Origin of the sequence: Mariniflexile sp. HMF6888 (genome assembly GCF_044335535.1) — a bacterium.
Classification (GTDB): Bacteria; Bacteroidota; Bacteroidia; order Flavobacteriales; family Flavobacteriaceae; genus Mariniflexile.
Map to the genome: position 1 here is coordinate 149,573 of NZ_JBIQVZ010000003.1, position 12,170 is coordinate 161,742.

General features: G+C 32.6%; 11 protein-coding genes and 1 tRNA gene. 6 read left to right on the forward strand and 6 right to left on the reverse strand.

The genetic code is table 11. The features are described 5' to 3' along the window. Nucleotides 1–141: 141 nt before the first annotated feature. Nucleotides 142–215 (reverse strand) — tRNA-Ile (locus ACGLWY_RS09230). Between the two features lie 86 nt (nucleotides 216–301). Continuing rightward, nucleotides 302–712: a methylmalonyl-CoA epimerase gene (mce, locus tag ACGLWY_RS09235; RefSeq protein WP_396619390.1), complete on the reverse strand. Its 411-nt coding sequence runs from the start codon at nucleotides 710–712 to the stop codon at nucleotides 302–304. A 103-nt stretch (nucleotides 713–815) separates the two neighbouring features. Here mce and rbfA point away from each other — a divergent pair, with 103 nt between their 5' ends. Continuing rightward, nucleotides 816–1,220, forward strand: coding sequence for a 30S ribosome-binding factor RbfA (rbfA, locus tag ACGLWY_RS09240; protein WP_396619391.1), 405 nt, complete (start codon nucleotides 816–818; stop codon nucleotides 1,218–1,220). A gap of 7 nt (nucleotides 1,221–1,227) precedes the next feature. Continuing rightward, the gene (locus ACGLWY_RS09245; RefSeq protein ID WP_396619392.1) at nucleotides 1,228–2,436 is read left to right on the forward strand and encodes an ABC transporter permease; all 1,209 of its coding nucleotides are present in this window, start codon (nucleotides 1,228–1,230) and stop codon (nucleotides 2,434–2,436) included. A gap of 255 nt (nucleotides 2,437–2,691) precedes the next feature. On the opposite strand, the gene dusB is transcribed toward ACGLWY_RS09245, so the two are convergent. Continuing rightward, nucleotides 2,692–3,687, reverse strand: coding sequence for a tRNA dihydrouridine synthase DusB (gene dusB, locus ACGLWY_RS09250; RefSeq protein ID WP_396619393.1), 996 nt, complete (start codon nucleotides 3,685–3,687; stop codon nucleotides 2,692–2,694). An 82-nt stretch (nucleotides 3,688–3,769) separates the two neighbouring features. On the opposite strand from dusB, the gene ACGLWY_RS09255 reads away from it, so the two are divergent. Genes ACGLWY_RS09255 through ACGLWY_RS09270 form a run of 4 tightly spaced genes read left to right on the forward strand, consistent with a single transcriptional unit; the run spans nucleotide 3,770 to nucleotide 6,293 of the window. Continuing rightward, a complete protein-coding gene (locus tag ACGLWY_RS09255; protein ID WP_396619394.1) occupies nucleotides 3,770–4,513 on the forward strand; it encodes a prolipoprotein diacylglyceryl transferase in 744 nt (247 codons plus the stop codon). Continuing rightward, nucleotides 4,503–5,894 carry a radical SAM protein gene (locus tag ACGLWY_RS09260; RefSeq protein WP_396619395.1) on the forward strand — a complete coding sequence of 464 codons (1,392 nt, stop codon included), beginning with the start codon at nucleotides 4,503–4,505 and terminating at the stop codon, nucleotides 5,892–5,894. The genes ACGLWY_RS09255 and ACGLWY_RS09260 overlap by 11 nt, the downstream gene beginning before the upstream one ends. Before the next feature lies 1 nt (nucleotide 5,895). Then, nucleotides 5,896–6,081: a hypothetical protein gene (locus ACGLWY_RS09265; protein ID WP_396619396.1), complete on the forward strand. Its 186-nt coding sequence runs from the start codon at nucleotides 5,896–5,898 to the stop codon at nucleotides 6,079–6,081. Between the two features lie 14 nt (nucleotides 6,082–6,095). Next, nucleotides 6,096–6,293: a hypothetical protein gene (locus ACGLWY_RS09270; RefSeq protein WP_396619397.1), complete on the forward strand. Its 198-nt coding sequence runs from the start codon at nucleotides 6,096–6,098 to the stop codon at nucleotides 6,291–6,293. Nucleotides 6,294–6,377: 84 nt separating this feature from the next. On the opposite strand, the gene ACGLWY_RS09275 is transcribed toward ACGLWY_RS09270, so the two are convergent. The 3 genes from ACGLWY_RS09275 to ACGLWY_RS09285 all read right to left on the reverse strand — a co-directional run bounded on the left by ACGLWY_RS09275 (nucleotide 6,378) and on the right by ACGLWY_RS09285 (nucleotide 12,065). Further along, the gene (locus ACGLWY_RS09275) at nucleotides 6,378–9,227 is read right to left on the reverse strand and encodes a redoxin family protein (RefSeq protein ID WP_396619398.1); all 2,850 of its coding nucleotides are present in this window, start codon (nucleotides 9,225–9,227) and stop codon (nucleotides 6,378–6,380) included. A gap of 90 nt (nucleotides 9,228–9,317) precedes the next feature. Continuing rightward, nucleotides 9,318–10,079: a LytR/AlgR family response regulator transcription factor gene (locus tag ACGLWY_RS09280; RefSeq protein WP_396619399.1), complete on the reverse strand. Its 762-nt coding sequence runs from the start codon at nucleotides 10,077–10,079 to the stop codon at nucleotides 9,318–9,320. Nucleotides 10,080–10,082: 3 nt separating this feature from the next. Further along, the gene (locus tag ACGLWY_RS09285) at nucleotides 10,083–12,065 is read right to left on the reverse strand and encodes a sensor histidine kinase (RefSeq protein ID WP_396619400.1); all 1,983 of its coding nucleotides are present in this window, start codon (nucleotides 12,063–12,065) and stop codon (nucleotides 10,083–10,085) included. Nucleotides 12,066–12,170: the final 105 nt, after the last annotated feature.

Genomic DNA, 12,170 nt, shown 5'->3' on the forward strand with positions numbered 1-12,170 from the left:
GAATCTCAACACACCTCCATCTAAGAGAAAAAAGTAAACGAATTATAATAAAAAATAATCCTGTTAAAAAAAAATTCCATGCTGTTTGCAAATAAAAAGGCTTCAAAGAGTTAAAACTCTGTGAAGCCTTGATTTTTCTAGTGGTCCCACCTGGGCTCGAACCAGGGACCACCTGATTATGAGTCAGGTGCTCTAACCAACTGAGCTATAGGACCGATTTCGTATATTTTACCATCTTAAAACAGCATCACACCGAAATTGGCTGCGAATTTAATACTAATTTTAAAACTCTACAAGAAAATTATTCTTTTAAACTAATTTCTTGACACAACTCTATAAGAACACCATGCGTAGTCTTGGGATGCAGAAAAACAACGCGCTTATTATCAGCTCCTTTTTTGGGTATGTCGTTTAAAACCACAAAACCTTCTTGGGTCAATCTTTTTATTTCAGCTTCAATATCATCGACATCAAAAGCAATGTGATGGATGCCTTCTCCTCTTTTATTAATAAACTTCGCTATAGGGCTGTCATCATTTGTGGCTTCCAAGAGTTCTATTTTATTATTCCCCATCATAAAAAACGATGTTTTAACGCCTTCGCTTTCCACAACTTCAGTTTTATAACATAGTTTACCAAATAGTTTGGCATACAATTCATTAGCTTCGTCTAAGTTTTTAACGGCTATTCCTATATGTTCAATTTTATTCATTTACCAATTCTTTATAGTAAGATACAAATTTTGTAAACCTAAAAGCAAGATAATCTTTAAATAACCGCTATTTTTGTATTCTAAACCTTTAATAGGTATTAAAATGAGTAACGTAGAGGAAAGTCAAAGACAAAAAAAAATAGGATCGGTTTTACAACGCGATTTAGTTGAAGTGCTACAAGGTGCCGCTACACAAGGCGGCTTACATGGTATATTAATATCGGTGTCTAAAGTTAAAGTAACGGTCGATTTATCGGTTGCTAAAGTATATTTAAGTATTTTTCCTAACGATAAAGCAAAGGAATTGTTGGTGGGAATCAAGTCAAACACACCGTTAATTAGACACGAATTGGCGCAACGCACTAAAAACCAGTTACGCCGTATGCCTAATTTAGAGTTTTTTATAGACGATTCTTTAGAGTATATCGACCAAATCGACAAATCTTTAAAAGGGCAGGAAAACCCCATTAAAGACCCCTCTATTTTAGACAAAAGGAAAAAATCTTAATTATAAATTGAATGTCCCCTTATATATAGCAAAACGTTATTTACGCTCAAAAAGCAGTAACAATGCTATTAATTTTATTACCATTATAGCCGTAATTGGTGTTATTTTAGGTTCTGCTTCCTTATTTATTGTACTTTCTGGCTTTTCGGGTTTAAAAGATTTCACACTACAGTTTTCTAGCATTATAGATCCTGATTTGAAAGCTGAAACGGCAAAAGGAAAATCGTTTATTTTAACCAATGATGATGTAAGTAAGCTTAATAAGTTAAGTGACATTGCCCAATATGCCAAAATTGTTGAAGAGCGTGTTATTATATCCTCCCAAGATAAGAATACCATTGCCACTATTAAAGGTGTTGACGAACATTTTGAACAAGTCGTTAGTTTTGATACCGTTATAGAACACGGCAATTGGATAGAACCAAAATCACAACAAATCATGGTTGGTTGGGGTATTGCAAACAGTTTATCGTTAGGTATTTTAGATTACGTCAACCCCATAAACGTTTATGTTCCAAAACCAGGAAAAGGACAAATAACCTCCACAAAAAATGCGTTTAACAGTATTAACGTTATTAATGTTGGTGTGTTTTTTATTAATGAAAAACTAAACGACACCTATGTGTATGCTCCTATAGATTTGGCTCAAAACCTCTTAAATTACGAACCCAACCAAATAAGTGCCATAGAGTTTAAACTTAAGGAAGGCATAGACGAAGCCCTTGCAAAAGAACATATTCAAGCCATCTTGGGCAATAAAGTGGTTATAAAAAACAGAGCGCAATTAAACGATGCCCTATATAAAATGCTTAACACCGAAAACCTTTTTGTCTATCTCTTATTAACCCTAGTATCAACTCTATTGATTTTTAATATTTTAGGCTCTCTTATTATGATGGTGCTAGAAAAAAAGCTATCATTAAACACCCTTTTTAATTTAGGGTTGCCTATAAATAAAATACGAAAAATTTTCTTTATACATGGTTCCGTAATGACTCTTTTAGGGGCTTCATCTGGATTGATCTTAGGTTTACTAATCGTTTTTATTCAAAAAACATTTTCGTTGGTTATGATAACCCCGTCGCTGGCTTACCCCGTAAACATTAAAATTGAAAATTTATTTATTGTGTTTATAACCATTTCGATTTTGGGTATTATTGCTTCAAAAATAGCATCGGTACGCATTACAAAATCTTTGGTGGAAGAAACACATTAATTTGGGCGAGTTGCCATAAAAAAATGGCAAACAGGCTGTCCGCTATATCTTTTTTGCTTTTATTGGCAAAAATGGATGCCGCTTCCATCCTTCTCGCAAAAATCCATCTCGTTTTACAAGCACCTTAGAAATAAATCGATGTTCATTGGGTTGCCCGCAAAAGCGATAGTAGTGGATAGCTTTTGGCGAGGCACGCATCGAGCCAAAACTAGTAATGGATAGCGCGGTGGCTTGCCATTTGCCCATGCAAAAAAATTATTCTGTAAATTGATAATTGGCAAATTGTTCCAATACCTCATCAAAGGCTGCAAACACATCTTCAGATTGGTCGCTGGTGACCATTTTGGTTCTTAATTCTTTAAAATGCGGAATGTTTTTAAAGTAATTGGTATAATGGCGACGGGTTTCAAAAACGCCCAAGGTTTCGCCTTTCCAATCGATAGCCATTTGCAAATGACGACGGGCTGCCTCAACACGTTCTTCAATGGAAATGGGCGTTAAGTGTTCGCCTGTTTTAAAATAGTGCTTTACTTGTTTAAAAAACCACGGATTGCCAATACTGGCACGCCCTATCATGGCACCATCAAGTCCGTAACTATCGCGCATTTCCATAGCTTTTTCTGGGGTGTCAACATCACCATTTCCAAATACGGGTATGTGCATGCGTGGATTGTTCTTTACTTCGGCAATGGGTCTCCAATCGGCATGACCTTTGTACATTTGGGCACGGGTGCGCCCATGTATGGCTATGGCTTTGCAGCCGACATCTTGCAATCTTTCAGCCACCTCAAGAATTTTTATGGAATCGTGGTCCCAGCCCAAACGGGTTTTTACGGTTATGGGTATGTTGGTGCGTTTTACCATTTCCTTAGTAAGTTGTTCCATCAAGCAAACATCTTTTAAAATGCCTGCGCCCGCACCTTTGCTCACTACTTTTTTTACGGGACACCCAAAATTAATATCGATGATGTCTGGTTGGGATTTTTCAACAATATCAATGGTTTGGAGCATGCTTTCTAAATTGGCTCCAAATATTTGAATGCCGACAGGCCGTTCCTTTTCATAAATATCCAACTTCATAACGCTTTTGGCAGCATTACGAATTAAACCTTCGCTCGACACAAACTCGGTGTACACCACATCGGCACCTTGTTCTTTACACAAAGCACGGAATGGTGGGTCACTTACATCTTCCATAGGCGCAAGAAGCAAGGGGAAATCGGGAAGCTGTATGTTGTCTATTTTTACCACATCAAAAAATTTGGTGTAAAATTAGTGTTTTTTGAGTAATTGTGTATCTTCATCATAATCAAACTCTAATCCATTACTTTTTTTGAAGATTCCTTTTGAACCCTTAATTTTTGGTTATCATATTAATAGCCACTTGGTTTTAGAATACTTGGCTTTCTTTGTAGCCTATAGGTATTATGTTTTTTTGAGAAAAAGACATGTGGATTCTATTCCTTCAATGAATCGTCTTTCCATTATTCTTGGCGCTGCCATTGGCGCTTTAATTGGTTCTCGATTGGTTGGGTTTTTAGAAAACCCGATGATTGAATTTTCAAAAGAAAACATCATCCAACTATTAAACACCAAAACCATTATGGGCGGTTTGTTTGGTGGATTGCTTGGTGTGGAATTGGCTAAAAAGATCATTGGTGAGTCAAATTCTTCTGGCGATTTGTTCGTCTTTCCTATTATTCTGGGCATTTTTATTGGTCGAATTGGCTGTTTCCTATCGGGTGTTAATGAGTTTACATATGGCAATGAGACACATTCAATCTTCGGAATGGATTTAGGAGATGGTGTATTGCGCCACCCAACATCGCTTTACGAATTGGTGTTTTTGGTACTGCTGTTTTTCAGCTTAACATACATTAAAAATAACTTCAGCTTAGAAAATGGCGAACGCTTCAAATGTTTTATGCTACTGTATTTCGGATTTCGCTTTTTTATAGAATTTTTAAAACCCAATATCTTTTATGTATTTGGTTTAAGTAGCATCCAAATATTATGCATAATTTGTTGGCTTTATTATTATAAATTCATCTTTCAAAAACTTAAAAATGCCAACTAGAAAATATACCTATTACGATTTTACTTTAAGTTTGTGTCCAGACTGTTTAAAGCGGGTTGACGCCAAAATAGTGTTTGAAGATGGTAACGTTTATATGCTAAAACGCTGTAACGAACATGGCCATAGCAAAGTATTAATTGCCGATGATATTGAGTACTACAAAAACATACGTAACTACAATAAACCTAGCGAAACGCCATACACCTTCAATACAAAAACACATTACGGTTGCCCTTACGATTGTGGTTTGTGCCCAGACCACGAGCAACACAGTTGCCTAACCGTTATAGAGGTTACCGATAGGTGTAATCTAACTTGCCCAACCTGTTACGCAGGTTCCTCGCCCACTTATGGCCGCCACCGTACGTTAGATGAAATTAAAAAAATGCTCGATACCATTGTTAAGAACGAAAGAGAACCCGATGTGGTACAAATTTCGGGAGGCGAACCCACAATTCACCCACAGTTTTGGGAGATTTTAGATTATGCCAAATCACTTCCTATTCGCCATTTAATGTTGAATACCAACGGTATAAAAATTGCAAAGGATAGCGCTTTTGCGGAAAAATTAAAAACCTACGCCCCCGATTTTGAAATCTATTTACAGTTTGATTCGTTTGAAGATCGTGTTTTGCAAGAATTACGAGGCGCCAATTTAAGTGACATCCGAATGAAAGCACTTGAACATTTGAACGCCGTAAACCTTTCAACAACTTTAGTGGTAACACTTCAAAAAGGCTTAAATGATAATGAGATAGGAAAAATAATAGATTTTGCTTTACAACAAAAATGTGTTCGTGGGGTTACCTTTCAGCCTACTCAAATTGCCGGCAGATTAGAACATTTTAATCCCGAAACCGATAGAATGACACTTACTGAAGTGCGCCGAAAAATATTAGAACAAACCAGTATTTTCAATCCCGATGATTTGTTGCCTGTACCTTGTAATCCTGATGCTTTGGTTATGGGGTATGCTTTAAAACTTGGAGGCGACGTTTTTCCGCTAACACGTTATATCAACCCAAATGATTTGTTGGATAATAGCAAAAATACCATTATTTACGAGCAAGATTCGCAACTTCAAGAAAAAATGATTGAACTTTTCAGCACAGGAAATTCTGTTGAAGTCGCCGAAGAAAATCTAAAATCCATCATGTGCTGCTTACCAAATATTGATGCGCCCAATCTGGGTTATGACAATTTATTTCGTATTATTATCATGCAATTTATTGATGCTTATAATTTTGATGTGCGTGCCATTAAAAAATCGTGTGTACACATCGTCAATAAAGACAATAAAATTATCCCTTTTGAAACGATGAATTTATTTTATAGGGATGATAAAAAAGCGCGTTTGGAAGAACTTAGAAAAAATATATAAAATGGAATTAGTATTTGCAATTATAGTTGCCTTAATCATTGGTAATATCCCAGCAATAATAATGATTCTTATCGGTTATAGCATTCGCCAGAATAAACCAAAAACCGCAAAAATATTATTTATAATTGCCACTGCTTATATCATTATTGGGTTAGGTATTTGCGGAACCCTATTAATCGGCCTTTAAGTTTTTAGCAAGTTATGATGATCCTTTTAGAACCAAATTACGATGCCATACTTTACTTAGTTATAACTATAATGTTTGGTCCTGCCATTTTATTAGCTATTATTGGTTTCATTTTATTGAAAAATAACAAAAAAGCAGCTAAAGTGTTTTTTATATTAGCGGCTGCTTATGTGATTATAAGTTTGGGTATTTGTGGAAGTATGATAATGTAAAATTTAATAGCGGTATTACAACATATACTAGCTAAATACCGCTATTTTACAATTAACATAATGGCTATTTACTGAATAGCCTTATTATTTTTCCAAATAACTATTTAAAAGTAATTTTACACTATCAGGACTTCGCAAATCGCTCGTGTTTCGTTTTACAACCTGTCCTTCTTTATTTACAAGCAAATAATGTGGTATCCCTGAAATATTAAATTGTTGGGTTAAATAATTCCATTCATCACTAGATACTCTATAATGTTCTCCTTTAATATCTGGAATCATATTATTATAAGTAGTTTCTGGAGATGACGGATTAGTAACATACACAAATACAACGTCTTTATCTTTATAATCTTCTTTAAGTGGTTTCATCCTTTTAATTCCAGATCTACAAGGACTACACCACGTTGCCCAAAAATCGACAAACACCACTTTCCCTTTATATTTAGAAATGATGGTTTCAAAAATCTCATCGGCTTCGGTATTTGATGTTGTGTTTACTACAAAACCCGTTTTGGTTTTATTGGCTTCTATTTTAGCAATTAGTTTATCGTTTTCAATAGTTAAGACATCAGCAATAAAAGAATTTTTAACTTCTTTTTTAGCCTCTTCTAATTCAGAACTTGATACAGGCGTATAGTTTCGACTAAGCGCCCCTAAAATTTCTTGAGCAATAATAACATCTGTACTAAAAGTGTCTTCTAGATTTTCGCGAATCTTTTCAATACTTTTTCTCTTTAGTTCGTTCGAAACAAATTTATCTATATAGCTTTTATACTTTTCTGTAAATACACTATTTTGCTTTTTAGTTTCTTCAGAATAAAACAATTTAAAACGTTCTTGTTCTTCCTTAGTCAATAAGTTTTCTGTCTTTATTTTATATTCTTTTTCTGCTTCTGTAAAAACAATGTCTAAATTATTTGACTTTATATACTTTATGAGATTGTCTAACGACATATTTTCACCAAAATATTTTTTACGTTCATCTTCTGTCATTTTTTGATACAGTACGCCATATTTTTGGCCTATTCTACCCGAAATATCTTTGTTTTCATCATAAAACTCTTTTTGTTTTTTAATGACTTGGGCATTTTCTTTATTAAAGGTGTTAAGTTTTTCTATTAAAGCGAGTTCATCAATGGTTAATTCTACATCTTGGTCTTTTAATATTTTAGCTAACTCTTTAATATTAGGATGTGACACACTAATCCCTTCTCTAAAATGCCTTAAATACTTTAGACGATTTATAAATGAATTATAACTACTTGTTTCTATAGCTCTTTTGTTATTTAATATATCTGTAGTAATAAAATCTATATACTTTGCATCTACGTTAGCACTATCTTTACGGTTGACTCTTTTGAGCATATCATAACTTAGTACATTTTCATAACCTCTATAGGTTAATTCTTCGTGCATAGTTTGATACGCTTTTTTACTTAAAAAACGTGTTTCTGCAATACTGTCTAATTTATGAATCTGTTGTTTTTGTATGTCGAAACAAGCCAATTTATAATCTTGCGGTGTAAGCTCATTTATATTTTTTGTAAGATTATAATAATCTTGATCAAACACCATAAAAGATAGACTATTAACATCGGTATTTAACTGTTTTAAATCTCCTGCAAAAAAACCATCACCTCTTTTATAACTATTTATGAAATGCCATGTATTTTTTCCAGGAGCTACATATACAGCCGAATAACTTTCTGGAAACTTAACATATACTTGTTCTAAGTGATAACATGGAAAACTAACTGAAAAACTACCATCGTCATTTATTTTAATTAAATAAGAATCTTGGTTGCCAGTAAAAATATTATTTACAGAAACTGTCCCTGTTTTTTCTGTACTATGCTTACCAAAGTTTTTTATAATGCCCGAATAAGTTGCAGTACCCACTTTAAGAATGGTAGTATCTAAAATAGTACTTATATCTTCTTTTATTTTAACATTTGGTGTATTGGTTTTTTTAAGACTATACGGTTTAAGTCCCTTCTTTTTAGTGCCAAAGCTAACTGTATTATTAGCATTTGGTTGTGCATACATTACTTTTTCTATGCCATCTCTTTCTATAGCTACCACATATTTGTTACCTTTCTTTTTAATAGATTTATAGTTCCATTTTGCTTTGTCTAGCACCGCAAAATCATAATAAAAGGTATGAGACCATAAGTTACTTCCATCTGTTTTTAACCAATTTCCTCGTATTTCTTTTGGCACTATAGATGCCAAGTATGCATCTACATTTTCTGTCCTAGAATCTGGGTATTCTTTATTAGATTTATAAACATCGCCATACTTTCCATGAAAACCTACCTGTATATAACCATCTGCGTACCAATCTTTAAAATAAAACATTTTATAGTCAATTCCGTCTGTAACTAAAAATCTGTATTGTTTGGAGCCAGTATAATTTACTACTTTTTCAACTTCATATTTTTTCCCGTTGAAAATAAATTGATTATCTATTAAAGAAAACTCAAGCTTATCATTTCCATCGGTTGTAAACCATGTTTTTTTTAGAAAAGAAGGACAGTCTTTAAAAGTTGTATAATTAGCATTTCTGGGGGTTTCTTGTCTAAAATAAGTTTCAAAACCTTTACCAGTATCCATAGAAATAGTGTCTTTGGCAATAACTTTTATTAGATAATTAATTGTTTGATTAAGGTCATTTCTACCAGTAAAAGAATAAAGATTGTCATCTTTTTTTTGCACATTTTCATTGTCATACATATAAGGTTGCCAATTGGTTTCAATAAAGTGTTTATGAAATGTGAATTCATTGTACTGGCTACCACCATATGATATAGTCCATTCTCCAAAAACCGAACTTGGTAAAGCTGTTTTTAAATTGTTTGTGTTTTGGGAAAACATTTGAGTTGCCAAAAGCAAAAAAAGTAAGTAAAAAGATTTCATAAGTTTTTGATTCATGGTAATTGTTTATTTGATTGAATAATTTCTTTAAATATTATTATTTAAATACCAGCAATTTATCTTATAAGTATATTCTTTGGGTTTTTGTTACACACCCATCCAAACTTTAATAGCTTCGTTATAACTTCTACCTGTGGTTATATTGCTCATTTTTTGATTGTTTAATGTAATTATAAATCTACTGTTAAAGTATTTCTGAACATCTTTAACGTAGTCTGTATTAATTATTACAGCACGATGTACGCGTAAAAAATTGGTTGGTAATTTTTGTTCTAATTGTACTAATGATTGTTCACTTAAATGCTGTTCATTTTTTGTATGTACAGTAACATACTTCTCACTAGCTTCAAAATGCGACACGTCTTCTAATTTAATAAAGACAAGCTTTTCAGCTTTTTTTACAGTAATAGAAGTCATTTTTTTAACTTCTTTCTGTTTTGATATTTCTTTTAATAAGTTTGAAAAGTTTTGGGAAGAAAATTGCTTGTCAAGTGATTTTAATTTTTTAATGGTTTTTTCTAAACGTTCTAAACGCACGGGTTTTACCAAATAATCGATGCCATTGGTTTCAAAAGCTTTTAAAGAATATTGATCGTAAGCCGTGCAAAATATAACAACAGGAATGGTCTCAAGTGCTGCTAGCAATTCAAACCCTGTAAGTCCCGGCATTTCAATATCTAAAAAAATAAGATCTGGCCTTAGTGCTTCTATTTTTTGTTTGGCCTCCCTGCCGTTTTTTGCTTCAGCTATTACGTGAAAGGTATCAGGAAAATGACCCAGCAACTTTAGCAAACGATCTCTGGCTGGTGGCTCATCATCAATAATAATGGTTTTATAAGGAATGGTCATTTTTTAGGCTGTTTTATCAATTGAAATGCTAATACTTTTGTGTGGCATATTTTGCCATTTTATTGCCGATTTATCGCCATAACTTAATCGCAATAAATCGTAAACCGTTTGCAGCCCATGACCGCTAACTAACCCTTCTGGAAAATTAGGGCCATTATCTATTACTTCAATATTAAGACCCTTGTCTGTTTTCAAAATATCAAGTTTTATTAAGCCTTTATCTTCAATTTTAGAAACACCATGTTTTACCGCATTTTCAACCAGTGGTTGTAATATAAACATAGGGATTTCTTCATTTAACACATCGTTTTCGGCATTGATAACAAATTCTAAACGATCGCCAAAACGGGTTTGTTCTATTTCTAAATAACTACGCACCATATCAAGTTCATCATTTACAGTACTTATCGTTTTTCCTTGTCTGTTAATGGTATATTTAAACAAATCTGATAGAGACAATGCCATTTTTTCTGTTTTATCGGCACTGGTGTGCGCTAAACTCGCAATAGAATTTAAAGCATTATATAAAAAGTGTGGGTTTATTTGGGATTGTAAAATTTTCACTTCGGCTTCGGCATTTGCTTGTTTTAATTGGCTCAACTCTACATCTTTTTCTTTTACTAAGGAATCTGAGAAGTGGTTTAGATAGATGAGCAACCCCCTACTTATAGCCATTATAATAATAAAAATTAAAATTGGCATATAAAATTCTAAAAAACCTCTTTTTTCCGAATCAATTATAAATAATATTACAATTGGGAGATTAAATGCTATAAAAGTAAAAATCACTTTAGAAAGTAATTGAAAACTAAAGTTCTTAATGTTATTAATCCACATCTTTTCTATCAACCATAAGGAAAATGAAATTATTAAAGATGACATAATGGCTAGTAAATATCCTGGTAAAATTGCTTCTAAAGTAAGAACTTGTATTACTCCTAAATCTGTTAAATAAGCATAAATTAACGTAAAATTTAGGGCATTTAGCATTATAAATAGTAATGGTAAAAAATAATTTAGATAGGAATACTTAAATTTTTTGCTCTGTAAAAAACTGAATGATAAAAGAAATACAAATAAACCCATGCAAATAATCACCACCCATGTTATCATTTTTGTTAAATCTTTGTCTAAAAAATTATTGGCATATCTCCAAGAATAGGTAGTGGACAAGTAATCTCTAAATTGTTCTAAAAAATCATCAGCATATAATTTTTGAAGTAAAAACCTGTCTTGTTCATTAAACTTGGCTTCATCTGGAATATAATTTGGTAAAGAAAAGATGCCTTTAGGAACATTTTCTAGTCTAGAATTTGAATTATTTGGATATATAAAACAAAGTGTCCTTAACAATTCATATTTTATATATTTTTGTCTTTTATCATATGGAAGGCTGTCTTTTAAATGAAACCACACTTGACTTGGATATCTTATGTAACGTTCTTCCCTTGGAGGGTTTGTTCTTTCAATATTACTACCATCAGGAAAAACGGTTTTAATAATTTCATCAAAAAGAGAGGCACTCTTACCTTCTCCAAATTTCAATTTTATACACGAAAACCTCAAGTCAGAAAAAGAATATCCTTTAATTAACATTTCTTCATTCCCAATTGAATTTAATTCGTCAAAAGTTTTTCCTGCAAAATTTTTAAAAATATCAATTGTTTTATTGGGAATGATAGTTCTTAATTCTTTAATAATGCTATCAACAGTCAAACTATCATTGTATGTTTCTCCTTGAAGATCTATTAAAATAGGAGCCTTTTTTTCTAACTGGTTTAACTTAAATACAAATTCAGCCTCTCCTTTCCCACTAAACAATCTGTCTTTAATATATTCCCAATTACTATCTGTAATATGATTTGAACTATAGGTGCCATCTGGAAGTATAGTGTGTTTATACTTAGAATCTGTTGAAGTTACCACTATACTAGTAACAATTAAAACAAGTATAAGCAGAACAATTTTTAAAACATCTTTTTTCATTACAGTCTATTTGATTATTTATACCACAAATGAACTTTAATAACACCTTTGGTAAAATACTTTTCTGACGAACTGCAAATTTTGGGAATAAATCGTTTTTAAAAT